16 protein-coding genes are annotated in these 15,341 nt (G+C 44.6%); 2 read left to right on the top strand and 14 right to left on the bottom strand.

The genetic code is table 11. The features are described 5' to 3' along the window. Nucleotides 1-117: 117 nt before the first annotated feature. The gene (locus tag H0W44_09280; protein ID MBA3582628.1) at nt 118-1,026 is read left to right on the top strand and encodes an ROK family protein; all 909 of its coding nucleotides are present in this window, start codon (nt 118-120) and stop codon (nt 1,024-1,026) included. A gap of 64 nt (nt 1,027-1,090) precedes the next feature. Here the strand turns inward: H0W44_09280 and H0W44_09275 are convergent, their stop codons facing one another. From H0W44_09275 to H0W44_09210, 14 genes are all read right to left on the bottom strand, one after another. Continuing rightward, complete coding sequence (locus tag H0W44_09275; GenBank protein ID MBA3582627.1) at nt 1,091-4,201, bottom strand: efflux RND transporter permease subunit; 3,111 nt, start codon at nt 4,199-4,201, stop codon at nt 1,091-1,093. 76 nt (nt 4,202-4,277) lie between these two features. Next, on the bottom strand, nt 4,278-5,636 hold the full coding sequence (mgtE, locus tag H0W44_09270; GenBank protein ID MBA3582626.1) for a magnesium transporter: 1,359 nt from the start codon (nt 5,634-5,636) through the stop codon (nt 4,278-4,280). A gap of 112 nt (nt 5,637-5,748) precedes the next feature. Continuing rightward, complete coding sequence (locus H0W44_09265) at nt 5,749-6,018, bottom strand: HPr family phosphocarrier protein (GenBank protein ID MBA3582625.1); 270 nt, start codon at nt 6,016-6,018, stop codon at nt 5,749-5,751. A gap of 27 nt (nt 6,019-6,045) precedes the next feature. Next, nucleotides 6,046-6,444 carry a PTS fructose transporter subunit IIA gene (locus H0W44_09260; GenBank protein ID MBA3582624.1) on the bottom strand — a complete coding sequence of 133 codons (399 nt, stop codon included), beginning with the start codon at nt 6,442-6,444 and terminating at the stop codon, nt 6,046-6,048. Between the two features lie 17 nt (nt 6,445-6,461). Continuing rightward, nucleotides 6,462-7,328, bottom strand: a complete 867-nt coding sequence (gene rapZ / locus H0W44_09255) for an RNase adapter RapZ (protein MBA3582623.1) — start codon at nt 7,326-7,328, stop codon at nt 6,462-6,464. Between the two features lie 31 nt (nt 7,329-7,359). After that, nucleotides 7,360-8,304: an HPr(Ser) kinase/phosphatase gene (gene hprK / locus H0W44_09250; protein ID MBA3582622.1), complete on the bottom strand. Its 945-nt coding sequence runs from the start codon at nt 8,302-8,304 to the stop codon at nt 7,360-7,362. Nucleotides 8,305-8,310: 6 nt separating this feature from the next. Further along, the gene (locus H0W44_09245; protein ID MBA3582621.1) at nt 8,311-8,790 is read right to left on the bottom strand and encodes a PTS sugar transporter subunit IIA; all 480 of its coding nucleotides are present in this window, start codon (nt 8,788-8,790) and stop codon (nt 8,311-8,313) included. Between the two features lie 52 nt (nt 8,791-8,842). Beyond that, the gene (gene raiA / locus H0W44_09240) at nt 8,843-9,166 is read right to left on the bottom strand and encodes a ribosome-associated translation inhibitor RaiA (GenBank protein ID MBA3582620.1); all 324 of its coding nucleotides are present in this window, start codon (nt 9,164-9,166) and stop codon (nt 8,843-8,845) included. A gap of 190 nt (nt 9,167-9,356) precedes the next feature. After that, the gene (locus H0W44_09235; protein ID MBA3582619.1) at nt 9,357-10,886 is read right to left on the bottom strand and encodes an RNA polymerase factor sigma-54; all 1,530 of its coding nucleotides are present in this window, start codon (nt 10,884-10,886) and stop codon (nt 9,357-9,359) included. An 82-nt stretch (nt 10,887-10,968) separates the two neighbouring features. Further along, nucleotides 10,969-11,715, bottom strand: a complete 747-nt coding sequence (lptB, locus tag H0W44_09230; GenBank protein MBA3582618.1) for an LPS export ABC transporter ATP-binding protein — start codon at nt 11,713-11,715, stop codon at nt 10,969-10,971. A gap of 1 nt (nt 11,716) precedes the next feature. Then, nucleotides 11,717-12,220, bottom strand: a complete 504-nt coding sequence (lptA, locus tag H0W44_09225) for a lipopolysaccharide transport periplasmic protein LptA (protein MBA3582617.1) — start codon at nt 12,218-12,220, stop codon at nt 11,717-11,719. Further along, nucleotides 12,210-12,782: an LPS export ABC transporter periplasmic protein LptC gene (lptC, locus tag H0W44_09220; GenBank protein ID MBA3582616.1), complete on the bottom strand. Its 573-nt coding sequence runs from the start codon at nt 12,780-12,782 to the stop codon at nt 12,210-12,212. The genes lptA and lptC overlap by 11 nt, the downstream gene beginning before the upstream one ends. Beyond that, the gene (locus H0W44_09215; GenBank protein MBA3582615.1) at nt 12,782-13,315 is read right to left on the bottom strand and encodes an HAD hydrolase family protein; all 534 of its coding nucleotides are present in this window, start codon (nt 13,313-13,315) and stop codon (nt 12,782-12,784) included. The genes lptC and H0W44_09215 overlap by 1 nt, the downstream gene beginning before the upstream one ends. Next, nucleotides 13,315-14,298, bottom strand: a complete 984-nt coding sequence (locus H0W44_09210; protein MBA3582614.1) for a KpsF/GutQ family sugar-phosphate isomerase — start codon at nt 14,296-14,298, stop codon at nt 13,315-13,317. Before H0W44_09210 ends, H0W44_09215 begins: the two co-directional genes overlap by 1 nt. Before the next feature lie 334 nt (nt 14,299-14,632). Here H0W44_09210 and H0W44_09205 point away from each other — a divergent pair, with 334 nt between their 5' ends. After that, on the top strand, nt 14,633-15,286 hold the full coding sequence (locus H0W44_09205) for an ABC transporter substrate-binding protein (GenBank protein MBA3582613.1): 654 nt from the start codon (nt 14,633-14,635) through the stop codon (nt 15,284-15,286). The last annotated feature ends 55 nt before the right edge of the window (nt 15,287-15,341 follow it).

The following is a 15,341-nucleotide window of genomic DNA, read 5'->3' as shown; positions in this document are numbered from 1 at the left end:
CTCGGTCTGGCGCGGTTTTGTAAGAGTGGTAGAGATTTAATAGATATCTGCGATGAATAAGCCTTCAGATGAATGGTAATGAAATGCTTAAAAAATTAATGAGGAGAGATAAAGTCCGTGCGCATTGGGATTGATCTAGGTGGTAGCAAAATAGAAGGCGTGGCGTTGGATGCGCAAGGTAATGAGTGTTGGCGGAATCGTGTGGCGACGCCGCAAGGTGATTATCGAGCGATTATTGTGGCGATCAGCGAATTGCTCCAGCGTATTGAACAAGCAACCGGCACTACTCGGCCAAACAATACGATTGGGATTGGAATGCCCGGGACTATTGCTTCGCATAGCGGCTTAATTAAAAACTCCAATACCATAGTGTTAAATGGCCAAGCCTTTTTGCACGATCTAGAAACTCACTTGCAGCAGCCGGTGCGGATCAGTAATGACGCGAACTGTTTTGCTTTATCGGAAGCCACAGACGGTGCAGCGGTCGGTGCATCCGTCGTCTTCGGTGTGATTATAGGTACCGGCACCGGTGCGGGTGTCGTGGTAAATGGCCATGTATTGCAAGGTCCTAATGGTATTGCAGGGGAGTGGGGACACAATCCTTTACCGTGGCCGCGTGATGATGAACGTCCTGGTCGACCTTGTTATTGTGGTCAATATGGTTGTTTAGAAACATTTTTATCGGGTCCCGGTTGCGCTGCTGATTTTTACCAATTAACGGGTGAGTCCTTAGCAGCCGAGCAGATTGTGGCGTTAGCCGCTGTCGGTGAGATGCGCGCAGAAACGGTGATGCGACGTTATGTCGATCGTATGGCGCGAGGTTTAGCGCACGTGATTAATATTTTAGATCCTGATGTGATTGTGCTCGGCGGTGGCATGTCCAACATCGCACGTTTGTATACCGAAGTGCCGGCGTTGTGGGGCAGTTATGTATTTTCCGATCAGGTTAATACGCGCTTGCTGCCGCCGCGTCACGGTGATGCTTCGGGTGTGCGCGGCGCAGCGTGTTTATGGGATAAGGATTGATCGATACCGATGCCGATATATGTTCGTGTTTCATCACTAGTTATTTTTGCGCATGCAGTGAGATTTATTCAGGCGCGAATTTACTGAAAAAACGCAAACTCCATAAACGAAAACGTTCGATATAAATATACGCAGCCGGTACTACTACTAAAGTTAAAACGGTAGAAGAAATTAATCCTCCAATAACCGCAATGCCCATGCTGGTGCGTTGACTACTGGCTTCATTCAAACCAATTGCAACCGGCAACATGCCCGCAATTAATGCTACTGACGTCATAATAATGGGACGCAGACGAGTTTTACCCGCGGCGATAATACCCTCTGCAATAGATTCCCCTTGGTCGGTCATTTGTTTGATGTAATCAACCAACAAAATGGAATTTTTGGTGGCGATCCCTAATAACAAAATAGTCCCGATCATAGAAAAAATATCCAGCGATGAACCGGTAATAGCTAAACCATAAAATGCGCCGCAAATCGCTAAAGGCAATACCAACATAATAGTGAAAGGCGTGATAAATGATTCGTACAAGCTGGCGAGTACAAAATAAATAAAAATGACGGCAAGCAACATCGCGATGCTAATGTTTTTATTTAACTCTTCAAAATTTTCTGCTTGACCAACAAATTCATAACGAATATTGGGCGGTACTTTGGTTTCGCCAGTGCTTAAATATTTTTTCACGTCGGCAATAGCGCGCGCCATACCCAGCCCGTCAGGATTTAATTCGGCCGAGACTTGAATGTAGCGACCTCGGTCTTGACGATAAATAGTAGCAGGGCCGTCGGTTTCGGTAGATTTGGCGACATCCGATAATTTAATTAGACGATTATTAAAATTAGGAACGTATGTTGTGGAAAAGTTTTCTTTAAGATTACGCTGCTCGGGTAATAAACGTACGCGAATATCATATTCGTGAGCATTCGCTCGAAACATTGCCGGCACGCTACCTTCAATATGAGTGCGTAGTTCTTGTCCTAATTGTTGCGTGGAAACACCCAGTATCTTGGCGCGTTGTTGGTCGAGCACTACGCGAAGTTCGGGTTTGCCGGGCCGATAACTAATATCTACATCTTTTAAATCAGGATGATTTTTAATATGTTCATATAAATCAGTGGCGATTTTTTGAGTTTGTTGTAAATCTTCCCCAATAATGCTGACATTAAAAGGTTGTTCGTCTTCACCCATTGCGGTGGGATCTTGTACTTTAGGCGACGCATAGGCGTAAGGTGCAACGATGCCGCGCGCTATTTCTTTGAACTCTGAGGTGTTCATGCTGCGCATTTTGCGCGGCACTAGCTGTACATAAATATTGGCTTCATTAGGTTCACCGTTATTGCCGCCCACTGCCATTACTGTACGAGTAACTTCGCTGCGTTGACGTAATTCACGATCAATAGCGTCAGCGACTTTATTTGTTTGTTGTAAATCAGTGCCAGGCGGCATATCCATGGTAACCATGAATTCACCTGTATCTGCAGGCGGCAAAAATGTTTTTGGTACGCTGGCAATCGCAAAGAAACTGAAAACAAATATCGCTAATGCAATGCTTAATACGAGCAAGGGCCAACGTAAAGTAAAGTGTAAGGTTTTCACATAAAAATTTTCTAAATGAGTTTGGCCGCGCTCAAAACTATCCGTCACATATCCAATTCCGCGGCTGATAAAATTACGTCGAACGGCAGGTGCATTGCGACCGGCTAAATAGGCTGACAACATCGGCGCCATCGTGAATGCATCTAATAAGCTGATGAGCATGGCAAAACAAATGGTTAAACCAAATTCTTTAAAAAATTGCCCAACGACACCTTGTAAGAATGCTACAGGACCAAATACGGCGATCACCGTAAAGGTGGTGGCAATTACGGCTAATGCGACTTCACGTGTGCCGAGACTCGCCGCTTCACGTGGACTTTTGCCAAGTTGAATATGTCGAAAAATATTTTCGCGCACCACAATGGCATCATCAATTAATAAACCTACCGCTAAGCTCATGGCTAATAAGGTCATGATGTTGACGGTAAAACCAGCGACCATCATTAAAATAAATGCGCCTAACAAGGAGTTAGGCAATGCAATGCCGGTGATAAACGTGGAACGCGCGTTACCTAAAAATAAAAACACGACGGTAATGGTTAGCAAAATACCAAGAGCGATGGATTCTGCTACGTCAAGAACATTTGCTCTGATTTCATTACTGCCATCACGCACAATGGCCAAATCAAAAGTCGATGTTTGCTGCGTAAAAGTTTGATTGATTTTACTAATGCGCGTTTTTACCATGTCGACGACTGCGATAGTGTTGGCGCCGGAGCGACGGTAAACATACAGCGTCAATGCTTGTTTTCCATTAATAAACGTGCGGCTTTCTTCATCTTCTAAGCCATCACGTACTTCCGCTACATCTTTTATTTGTGTGGGTGTCTCATTGCCATAAAAATTAATCAGTGTGGAGCGAATATCGTCGAGTGAATCATATTCACCCAATGTACGGATGATGATTTCTTGGCCATTAAAGTTAGTTTTACCTGCAGGAATATTGGTGCCGGCCATTGCTAATTGAGTAGCAACTTGGCTTGCTGAAAGTTCGCGAGCTTTTAGTTTTTTGCGATCCAGTAATACTTGAATTTCGCGTTTGCGTGCGCCTACGATTTCAACTTGACCTACATCTTTTACTTGTTCCAATAAAGGTCGTATCGATTGATCCGCGAGGTCATACAATTCTGCTGGTGGCATATCTGCTGATAAGGCGAGAATTAAAATCGGTTGGTCACTGGGATTAACGGTTTTAATAATGGGTTCTTCCGCATCATCGGGTAATTTGGGTTTTACCGTGGCGATGCGATCGCGAACTTGTTGTTCAGCGTATTTAACATCGGTATCAAGGGTAAATTCCACGATGACTAAACTAATGCTTTCTTTATTCGTTGAACGAATCGTTTTAATACCCGACAAGGTGCCGACGGATTCTTCAATGGGTTTGGATACCAAGGTTTCAATTTCGCTGGGAGCCGCGCCCGGATAAGTAGTGCTGACGACCACAATAGGAAAACTGACATCTGGAAAGGTATCAACACCTAAACGCGTAATCGACAGCGCACCGAGCAAGGCAATTAAAACGAAACAGCAGGTGATAAAGACGGGACGTTTAATGGCAAGATCAGGCAAGTTCATAAACAAGACTCGAACAGGTTGAAGAGGGTTAAACTATTTAAGAAATAGTGACTGCGCAATTCGCAGCCTATCATTTTTACATTAACACTAATGTGGCAATTCCCAAGAACGCGAAAAAGCCGGTGACATCGGTGACCGTCGTTAAAATTACGCTACCTGCGACCGCAGGATCAATGCCCATTCGGTCGAGGATCACGGGAATAATCACGCCGGAAAAGGCGGCGGCTAATTGGTTAATGATTAACGCGGTGGCGATAATGGCGCCAATACGAATATCGTGAAACCATAAATACGCCACTACCGCGACTACGAGTGCCCACAATAAGCTGTTTAAGAAACCAATAAATACTTCACGATTTAATAACACGCGGAAATTACCGCGACCGATTTGTCCTAATGCTTGCGCGCGAATCACTAAGGTTAGCGTTTGGCTGCCGGCAATGCCGCCCATGCTGGCGACAATGGGCATCAGTACCGCTAAGGCCACGACATGTTGAATCGTGGCTTCGAATAAACCAATAACAAAGGCCGCTAGAAATGCTGTAAATAGATTAATGCCTAACCAAATCGCGCGTCGACGCGTGCTGCGTAAAATCGGCGAGAAGATATCCATATCTTCTTGTAAACCGGCCATGTGTAATACGGATCGATCGGCTTCTTCAACAATTACGTCGACCACGTCATCTACTGTCACGCGGCCGATTAATTCATTTTTTTCATTCACGACTGGCGCAGAAATTAAATCGCGATTACGGAATAAACGTGCGACTTCAATATCAGGCGTATTCACTGAAATTGGTTCTTCTTTCCAATCCATGACTTCAGCAACACTGTCGTCTAAATCACTGACCAATAATTTTTGTAGCGGTAAGGTGCCGAGATAACGAGTAAAACGATCCACGACAATAATGCGATCAGTGTTGTAAGGTAATTCACCCAAGTGCCGCAGATAACGTAATACGACATCGACGGTTACGTCGGGACGTACCGTGACGACATCCAAATCCATTAAGCCGCCGGCGGTGTCTTCGGGATAAGACAACACGGCCTCAACTTGGGCTAAGCGTTGCTTATCCATACTGAGCAAGGTTTCTTGGATTACCGTTTCCGGCAAAGACATTAACAAGTCGGCAAAGTCATCGGCGTCAAGATGTTCGGTCGCAGCCAATACTTCGGCTTTATCCATGTCCGCCAATAAGGCTTCACGCGCTTCTTCGCCCAGTTCGATTAATACTTCACCATCGAAACTAGGATCCACCATCTCCCACACAACTTTACGTTCGCGGGTCGGTAAAGATTCTAAGAGGTCAGCGATTTCGGCAGGGTGTAACGCATTTAACATGCGGCGCGCAGCGAGCATCGTGCCGCTGTTCATTTGCTTGCGCAATGAACTAATGCGATCCGATGTTTGCTCGACTGGTTTTTTTTCCGACATACCAAACGCTCATAAGGTAGGCGTTAAGTGTATCGCACTTTAATGACAAATGGCTTTGTTGGTCAGTGACGGTTTGAGGCAATGTTGCAGATTAAATAAAAGCGCGAGCGGCTTATTCGCCTTCACCAAAGCGATCATTAATAAGTTTTTCAATATCCACTAACGCCTCGTTTTCATCAATACCATCAATGCGCAGTTGCAAAGTAGTACCTTGACCGGCCGCTAACATCATCACTCCCATAATACTTTTGGCGTTAATAGTTTTGCTGCCACGGCTGAGCTCTATATGGGATTTAAAGCGTGACGCGGTGGAAACTAATTTGGCAGATGCGCGTGCATGTAAACCAAGTTTGTTAATAATTAAAATTTCTTTTTCTAGCATGGGTTAATCCATTATCAGTGAAAGGTGTTACGGTTTATTTGTACAAGTAAACACGCTGGCTTGGCCACCGCTAACGGCTTTTTCAGTTAATTCGTCTAAACCTAAATCCGCATAATTTAATACGCGCACTAACATGGGCAGATTAAGTCCGGCAACCACACGAATACCTGAGTGACAGGCTAAGCGATTAGCAATATTGCTGGGCGTGGCACCATATAAATCGGTCAATATCAAAACGCCTTGACCACTATCTAATAGCGCAATTTGTCGTGTCGCCTGTTGCAGCTCAAGACTAGGTTCGCACTGTGATCTAATGGCCATGCAATCGACTGGCGTTTTTATCGCGCCGCCCATAATTTCGCGTGCAGTGGCTAATAAATGCGCGCCAATATCATTATGCGTAATCAGTAATAGGCCAACAGTCATGGGTTGCCATTATTCAGCTAGGAAGAGAGTTCACGGTGTCGAATGGCGATATTACCCATTTTACGTCGTAAGATCATCGCTAATTGTTCGACTAAATAAACGGAACGATGTTGGCCGCCGGTGCAGCCAATTGAAATAGTCAGATAACGGCGATTTTCATTCATGAATCTTGGTAACCACGCTTCTAGAAAATGATGCACATCTTCCAGCAAGGTATTCACCATGGGTTCTTGTTCGAGAAATTTAATCACCGCCGCGTCTTTGCCGGTCAATGGACGCAGTTCTGGTAACCAATGCGGGTTTGGCAAACAACGCGCATCGAATACAAAATCCGTATCGTTGGGTACGCCGTGTTTGAAACCAAAAGATTGCAATAAAATTGATAAAGGTTGTACATCATCGGCTTGTGCGCGGACGCGATCAATGACCAATGAACGTAATTCGTGAACATTTTTGCGCGTAGTGTCGATCATTAAATCGGCGTGTTCTTGAATATTGCTGAGCAGTTCGCGTTCGTGGCGAATGGCATCTGCCAAGGGCATATTGTTTTCTGATAGCGGATGTTTGCGCCGTGTTTCGCTAAAGCGTTTTAATAGCACCACATCACTTGCGGTTAGAAATAAAATTTCAATATCAATACCGCGTTGACGGATCTGCTGCAAATATTCGCCAAACTTAGAAAAATCATCGCTGTAAGCGCGAGCGTCAATACCGACGGCAACTTTGTCGCGGCGGATTAATGCTTTGTGTTGGAGCTCATCAATGTAAGCAGGTAATAAGGCTAAAGGTAAATTATCAATACAAAAATAATTTTCATCTTCTAGTGTATGCAAGGCCACGGTTTTACCGGAGCCCGATAAGCCGCTGACAATAATCAATTTCATGAAGTGAGCTCAATCATTATAAGGGACAGGGTTAATCAGAATAATTGTTGTGCATCAAAGAACGTTGCCGACTAATAAGTTCTTCGCCAGCATCGTAACCGCGTGCGCCTAACAAATAACTCAACACGGCTGCTTCAACTAATACGGCCAAGTTACGCCCGGGCGCAACGTGTAAAGTAATTTCAGTAATGTCTAAGCCCATCACATTGCACGTGCGGCTATTGGGTGCGAGTCGATTAACATTCGTGTCAAAACCTGCGGGCACTAAATTAATCATTAAGCGTAAATATTTGCTGTGTTTAATTGCGCCGTCGCCATACATCTCGCGGACATTTAAAATACCTAAGCCGCGTACTTCCAACAAATCTTGTAACAATGCAGGACAAGAACCAGAAACGATATCGGGAGTAATTAAAACAAATTCAGGCGTGTCATCCGCGATTAAGCGATGTCCGCGCGTAATGAGCTCCAGCGCTAGTTCGCTTTTACCGACGCTGCTTTCACCAATGATTAATACGCCCACTGAAGAAACTTCCATGAACACGCCGTGTATGGTTTGTTTGTCTGCTAATAAGCGGGTTAAAACATAACGTAATTTAGTAACTAACTCGTTACTGGCCATCGGAGAAATTAATAAAGCCACGCGATGTTGATTGGCGAGGTTTAAAAAATCTGCCGGCGGTGTTAATCCTTCAGCCATAATGAGAGTGAAATTGTGCCCTGTGAAAACAGTCTCGAGTAAACGTTGGCGTTCGGGGGCATTAAGATTTTCGATGTAATTGAGCTCGATATTGCCGATGACTTGAATATTGTTGGGGTGGATAGGATTTAAATGTCCCACTACTTTAGGATGATTGCTCCAGCCCAAATCATTAATAACATTTCGATCCGCGGCGTTAAGACCCGCAACCCATTCCAACTGCAAGCGCCGTTGTAGGGTACTAATTAAATCGGCAACTGTAGTATTTTTTTCCATGATTTTTTAAGCAGAAATATCTTGAAGAGTTTGATCGGCTTCCCACGCGTGAATTAAATCAAGTAGCGTTTGCGGATGTGTGGCTTTACGTAAATTTAAACACAAGGTTTTATTGCTAAGCAGTTGTGCGAGCTGCGCCAAAATTTGTAAATGAATATCCGTACCCTGTTCGGGGACGGCCAAGGCAAATAATAAATCCACTGGCTGATCATCCAGCGCATTAAAATCGAGAGGTGTCGTTAACGTCATTAATGCTAAGGTCGCTTGCGGTAGATCATTAAGACGACAGTGCGGCAAGGCCACACCCTTGCCAAAACCGGTGCTACCTGAATCTTCGCGTTCCATTAATTTATTGAAAATGGTAGTGACATTAAGCGAAGGCTGGTTGTTAGCTAAACAACGGCTAAGCGTTTCCAGCGCTCGCTTTTTGTTACTGATCGAATCATGGACAATGATGCGCTCAAGACTTAATAAATGACTAATCATTAGTACTACAAATAACAGTGTTCATAAAAAATGTTACAACTGCGGCACGGTTTTATTGCGCAATTTCGATTTTATCCCGGCGATGATGGTCGGTGACTTTTTCTTTATGTTTGAGAATTTGTCGATCTAATTTATCAATCAAAGCGTCAATGGCGGCATACATATCATCATTAACGGAATTCGCATGTAAGTTACCTTGACCACCGGGTACGTGTAAGGTCGCTTCAGCTTTATGGCGGGTTTTTTCCACGCCTAAAACAACATGGACTTTAGTGACATGATCAAAATGACGTTCGAGGCGATCCATTTTGTCCATAACATAACTTTTTAAAGCATCAGTAAGTTCGAGATGGTGACCAGATACATCAATATTCATAGAACCTCTCCTCACGTTGAAAAGGGAAAGAACCAAAACCACGGCGTCCTGTGATTATGGGCCATCCATTAAAGCTTGGCTACCGAGATGGGCGTAAAGCGGGGCGGGGTTAGCCGCTAGTCTTACCCTCATTCATTTACCAAGAGTCGCTGGCCAAATGTCATTGGCAGACAGACTAAGACTATAGAGCCTAAATGAGACGTTTGCGTTCATTTGACGGAGGAATTTCTAAGGCTTCCCGATATTTAGCCACGGTACGGCGGGCGACATTGATGCCTTGTTGATCCAAGAGCTCAGCGATTTTGCTGTCACTTAACGGTTTGCGTGTGTCTTCGCCGATAATCAGTTTTTTGATCATGGCGCGAATGGCGACCGATGAGCATTCGCCGCCATCGGCGGTGCCGACATGACTAGAGAAAAAATGTTTGAGTTCAAAAATTCCGCGTGGCGTGTGCATATATTTTTGATTAGTGACGCGCGAGATAGTCGACTCGTGCATATCCAAGGTGTCGGCAACATCACGTAATACGAGCGGCTTCATCGCTTCGTCGCCATATTCTAAAAAAGCGCGCTGCCGCTCGACGATCACTGACGCTACTTTTAAAATGGTTTCATTGCGGCTGTGTAAACTTTTTAAAAACCAGCGCGCTTCTTGTAAGTTATTTTTTAGATACGTATTGTCATCACTTTTATCAGCACGACGAATTAAATTGGCGTACAGCTGATTAATTCGTAAGCGCGGCGCTAAGTCTGGATTAAGTTCAACGCGCCAACTGTTAGCACGTTTAGTAACAAACACGTCAGGAACGATATAAGCGGCTTGAGTGGAAGCAACCGATGCGCCGGGTTTAGGATTTAACGCTTGAATCAAGATTTCGGCGGCGTGTAACTCACCTTCTGTTGCGCCGGTGACTTTTTTCAAGCGCGCATAATCATGCAAAGCGAGTAACTCTAGGTGATCCCGCAAAATAATTTTAGCTAAATCTAAGCTGGGCGTATTCGCATCGTATAAACTGAGTTGCAATAATAAACATTCAGCGGCACTACGTGCGCCTACGCCAATCGGATCAAAGTGCTGAATGCGATGCAGCACGGTAATGATTTCTTCTATCTCTAACGCATCGTCTTGAATTTCAGTTTGTAATGCAGCGTGTAAACTTTCTAAGGACTCAGTGAGATAACCATCTTCGTTGATAGCATCAATAATAGCGGTGGCGATAACATAATCAACATCGCTAAAGTGACTAAGATTTAACTGCCACAATAAATGGTCGTGCAAGGTCGCAACTTCTAAATCCTGATTTTCATAGGCTTCGCGGCCGTTGAATTCGCCTTGATGTTGGCCATCGCTGCTGCTGTATTGACCTTCATTTTCCCACGCGCTTTCCCAATCACTGCTAACGGGTAATTCGCTATCATCATTGGCTTTTTCGGGCGCATGTTCGTGAATATCGTTAGCGTTAGTACCTTCGTAAGTTGCAGTAGAAAAATCTTCGCTAAAATTTTCCGTATTGTTTTCACCGACACTATCAAAACTTTCTGCGGTTTCGCCGAAAGGTTGTGCTTCATCAGTGAGTTCCAACATAGGATTGGATTCAAGAATTTGTTGGATTTCGTTTTGTAATTCAAATGTAGGTAATTGCAATAATTTGATAGCTTGCTGCAACTGCGGCGTCATTGTCAGCTGTTGACCAAGGCGAAGTTGTAATGATTGCTTCATGGTACTCACGATATCCCTAACCTACATATGCAATGTTGATGGATCCATCCCAATAAATACGCGCGTCGAAATCAGATTAAACTTATAGACGAAAATTTTCGCCTAAGTACACTTGTTTCACTTCCGGATTATTTAATAGGACCTCAAGCGTGCCTTCTGCAATAACTTTTCCCGCATTCAGTATATAGCTTCGTTCACAAATCCCCAATGTTTCGCGTACATTGTGATCGGTAATTAAAACACCGATGCCGCGGGCTTTTAATTGTCGGATAATTTTTTGAATTTCAATCACCGAAATAGGATCTACTCCGGCGAACGGTTCATCTAACAAGATGAAGCGTGGGTTGGCTGCTAAGGCGCGGGCAATTTCCACGCGACGACGTTCGCCACCCGACAAGCTTATGCCTAAGGTGTCACGTAAATGTGACACTTGAAAGTCTTCTAATAATTCATCGAGGCGTTGTTCGCGTTCAAGACGCGACATAGGCAGCGTTTCTAGAATCGCTAAAATATTATCTGCAACGCTGAGTTTACGAAACACGGATGCTTCTTGTGGTAAATACCCCACACCTAAGCGCGCCCGTTTATGCATGGGTTTGCTAGTAATGTCTTTGCCATCGAGCAAAATACGTCCCGCATCGGCGGCGATTAATCCGACTATCATATAAAAGCTGGTGGTTTTGCCGGCACCATTAGGACCTAACAAACCAACGATTTCACCGCTGCGTAAAATAAAACTCGCATCACTGACAACGGTGCGTTTGCCGTAATGCTTGGCCAAGTGTTCGGCGACCAAAGTGCTCGAGGTGTTATCAATGTTAGTGGACATATTATGGAGAACCTTGAATGCGGCCATCTTTGATAATAAATTTTACGCGGTCAGATGGAGTTTGTGGGTTATTGGTAGGATTGTGGCCGGCGCGTAAGCGACCTAATTTACGATCGTAGTCTAAGGTAGGGCCTTGCAAAAGTTGACCACCTTGTTCTAAACGAGCTTGCCCAGATAATTGCATGGTTTGTTCTTTTACTCGGTAATGCGCTTTAGTTGCACTGCCGCGCATAGGCGGTACCGCGCTGTCATCTACAAATTGAAAAGGGTCATCGGGCGTGCCTTCTAACCAAATATCTTGCACTTGATTATTTTCCGCGAGCACGCGCACTATCATCGCTTGGATTTTTAGTTTGCCTTGTTCAATGCGCACATGTCCGCGATATTCTGCCGTACCTTTACGTTGATCAAGTACCGCAGTATCCGCTTCAATATTAAGTGGCACACTGTAAACCCGTGTCGACACTATCCACAGCAAGCTTAATAAGATGAGTTTAGCGTTCATAGCGGATTTTTACTTTTTGTAATTCCCAATGTTGCGCGGCAATATCCGCATCAATGCTTTGGCTATTTAATTGCCAACCAGCACCCACCAATTGTGTAGCGCCTTCCGTTTTCAGTTTGGCTGTATCTGGCCAGAAGTATAATGTTTGTGCGCGTAGTTCTAAGGGCGCTTGTACTGAATGGCTTTGTAAATGCACATTTCCCGTGAGGTGTAGTTCATTAAGTTGTTCATCGGCGCGAGCTTGATCAGCGCGTAGTTGCCATTGTTTAGGCGGCGCGCGCAAAGTTTCGTTAAAAACCATGATTGGATGATCAATGATTAATTGTTTACGTTTGATATGTGCGTCAATTTTATCGCTAGCGAGTTGAATTTGCAGGTTACCGTTTGCATCGAACATTTGTAATTTTATATTTTCAAAAAATGCATCGGGTAATTGATCGGCACGGACATCGCGTATTTCCGGCGCTTCTTCTTGTAACCGATACCACGAACTGACAGCGGCTACGATCGCAAGTGTCAGCAATACAATTAAACCGAAGCGTTGGCGTAAGGCGAGTTGCATTAGTCGGTTAAATAACGCGCCAGCAATTCGTCATAACGTTGCTGTGCTTTCAGAATAAATTCGCAAATATCGCGGACGCCGCCATTGCCACCCGCACGGGGCGCAATAAAGTGGACGTGTTGTTTAACGATATCTGTGCCATTTGCCACCGTGCAAGCTAAACCCGCACGCCGTAATAAAGGTAAGTCGGGTAAATCATCGCCGGTATAGGCGACTTGTTCGGCGGTTACGCCGAGACGATTCAGTAATGCATTAAAGGTCTCACGTTTATCTTGTTGACCTTGATAAACGTGGCGAATACCGAGTTCTTGCATGCGTCTACGCACGACGGTTGATTGGCGTGCTGTGATAACACCGACTTCAATGTTAGCCGCTTGCAACAGTTTTAAACCTTGACCATCTTGCGCATTAAAACTTTTATATTGTTGGCCATCATCGCCGAGAATCAGACTGCCGTCGGTGAGTACACCGTCGACATCAAAAATCGCTACTTTAATAAGTTGTGCGCGTTGTTCTGCATTTTTTTCGGGCATTAGACAATTCCTGCACGTAGCATATCGATCATATTTAAAGCGCCGATAAAATGCTGTTGTTCATCAACGACTAACAAACCATTAATAGCATGATCTTGCATTAGCTTTAACGCCTCGGCCGCTAACATATCGGCGCCTACGGTTTTGCAGTGTGTGGTCATAACATTTGAAATCGGCGTGTTAGCAGAATTTAAAGCGCTGCTTTGTAATTTGCTTAAGGTACGACGAATATCACCGTCGGTATAAATGCCCAGCAAAATATTATTAGCATCCACAATCGCCGTCATACCTAAACCCTTGCGGGTCATTTCTGCTAAAGCATCATCAATACTCGCGGTCGGTAAAACCCGCGGCAATTGTTCGCCGCTGTGCATCACATCGCGAATCCGTAATAACAAACGTTTACCCAAGCTGCCGCCCGGATGCGATAAGGCAAAATCTTCTGCGGTGAAGCCACGCGTTTCTAATAAAGCAATCGCCATTGCATCGCCCATGGCTAAAGTGGCCGTGGTGGAAGAGGTGGGCGCTAAGTTTAAGGGGCAGGCTTCTTGGTGCACGCTGACATCGATATGTACATTTGCATTTTGCGCTAATGAGGAGGTCGGTTTGCCTGTCATCGCAATCAATGGAATGCCCATGCGTTTAATCAACGGCAAGATAGTTAATATTTCAGCAGTTTCGCCCGAATTTGAAATCGCTAAGACCGCGTCTTGCCGCGTGATCATGCCTAAATCGCCATGACTCGCTTCGCCAGGATGCACAAAAAACGCGGGTGTGCCGGTGCTGGCTAAGGTCGCGGCAATTTTGGAACCGATATGGCCCGATTTGCCCATGCCGATAACCACCACGCGACCTTGGCAATGCAGCATATAGTCGCAGGCGCGTACAAAATCATCGTTTACGCGTGCAATTAAATCACTGACGGCGCGGGCTTCCGTTTCTAATACGGCGCGACCTAATTGTTTAATGAGTTCATTTGACATAGGGGTTGATTCTAACGGTTTGTACGGCTTCATTGCCGAAAAAATATTGGTTTTTGTACGGCTTTAGAGACTAAGATCGGTCTCGGCTAGCGCTGAGCATCCTATCGCTTAAGGGGTAGCTTAATTGGCGCGTGCTAAACAGGTCGTAAAAACCCCGTGAATTTCCAAAAAGCCGAAGCAGATTCGAATACACGATTTGTATTTAATAAGGTTTAGAAAAACGGAGAAAGTTTTTTTAAGTCTATTTTCCTAATAGTAAGATAAAACCCGCGCAGCGATGACTAAAGAGCACCGCCTTGCATGAGTCGCACATTTTAATATTTGAGGTCGCAGCATGTTACGTAAAATCATCATTCTATTATTATGTATTGTGAGTAATACCACACTTGCCGCGCCCCCGACCACAGCAGCTACGGTCAAGGTGCACGTGCCTCCGCAAGCACTGGTAGAAAAAGTAACTGCTGACCTATTGCAAGTATTGCGGAACGACAAAGACAAGATCGCTAAAAATCCGACCTATCTAACCGCGAAAGTTGAAGAACTTATTTTTCCTGCAGTTGATTTTTTTGCCATGTCGAAATTCATTCTGGGACAACATTGGAAAAAAGCCACGGCCGCACAACAACAAGCGTTTGTAATTGAGTTCCGTCAATTATTAGTACGCACTTACCAACATGTGCTGAAAGAATTTGATAATGAATACATCGTGTTTGAACCTTTTATAGCCGGCCAACAACCCACTAAACTTGCAATCGTGCGCAGCCAAATTAAACGTGCTAATGGTCCGTCGATACCGTTAGTTTATAATTTGCGTTACACCATCGAAGACGGCTGGAAAGTGTATGACATTGGTGTTGAAGGTATGAGTCTTGTAACGAACTATCGTGCGAGCTTTAATCGCGAGATTTCGCAAAAGGGTATTGATAAGCTGATTGAACAATTAAAAGAACGCAATAAAGCGCCAGCAGCACCGGAAAAGGCTAGGTGATTTTAATAAGCAAAATAAGTAGGTCAACCCATGCGTAGTGGACTCAGTATATATT

The sequence above is a fragment of the Gammaproteobacteria bacterium genome (genome assembly GCA_013817245.1).
Classification (GTDB): Bacteria; Pseudomonadota; Gammaproteobacteria; order HTCC5015; family HTCC5015; genus JACDDA01.
This window is presented reverse-complemented; position numbering and strand designations above follow the sequence as displayed.

Coding starts and splice junctions, on each gene's coding strand:
- mgtE (MBA3582626.1), bottom strand. CDS start 5,636: ATGTCGGAAAAAAAACCAGTCGAGCAAACATCGGATCGCATTAGTTCA.
- lptC (MBA3582616.1), bottom strand. CDS start 12,782: ATGCAACTCGCCTTACGCCAACGCTTCGGTTTAATTGTATTGCTGACA.
- H0W44_09245 (MBA3582621.1), bottom strand. CDS start 8,790: ATGATTAGTCATTTATTAAGTCTTGAGCGCATCATTGTCCATGATTCG.
- H0W44_09260 (MBA3582624.1), bottom strand. CDS start 6,444: ATGACTGTTGGCCTATTACTGATTACGCATAATGATATTGGCGCGCAT.
- rapZ (MBA3582623.1), bottom strand. CDS start 7,328: ATGAAATTGATTATTGTCAGCGGCTTATCGGGCTCCGGTAAAACCGTG.
- H0W44_09205 (MBA3582613.1), top strand. CDS start 14,633: ATGTTACGTAAAATCATCATTCTATTATTATGTATTGTGAGTAATACC.
- lptB (MBA3582618.1), bottom strand. CDS start 11,715: ATGTCCACTAACATTGATAACACCTCGAGCACTTTGGTCGCCGAACAC.
- lptA (MBA3582617.1), bottom strand. CDS start 12,220: ATGAACGCTAAACTCATCTTATTAAGCTTGCTGTGGATAGTGTCGACA.
- hprK (MBA3582622.1), bottom strand. CDS start 8,304: ATGGAAAAAAATACTACAGTTGCCGATTTAATTAGTACCCTACAACGG.
- H0W44_09265 (MBA3582625.1), bottom strand. CDS start 6,018: ATGCTAGAAAAAGAAATTTTAATTATTAACAAACTTGGTTTACATGCA.
- H0W44_09215 (MBA3582615.1), bottom strand. CDS start 13,315: ATGCCCGAAAAAAATGCAGAACAACGCGCACAACTTATTAAAGTAGCG.
- raiA (MBA3582620.1), bottom strand. CDS start 9,166: ATGAATATTGATGTATCTGGTCACCATCTCGAACTTACTGATGCTTTA.
- H0W44_09275 (MBA3582627.1), bottom strand. CDS start 4,201: ATGAACTTGCCTGATCTTGCCATTAAACGTCCCGTCTTTATCACCTGC.
- H0W44_09235 (MBA3582619.1), bottom strand. CDS start 10,886: ATGAAGCAATCATTACAACTTCGCCTTGGTCAACAGCTGACAATGACG.
- H0W44_09210 (MBA3582614.1), bottom strand. CDS start 14,298: ATGTCAAATGAACTCATTAAACAATTAGGTCGCGCCGTATTAGAAACG.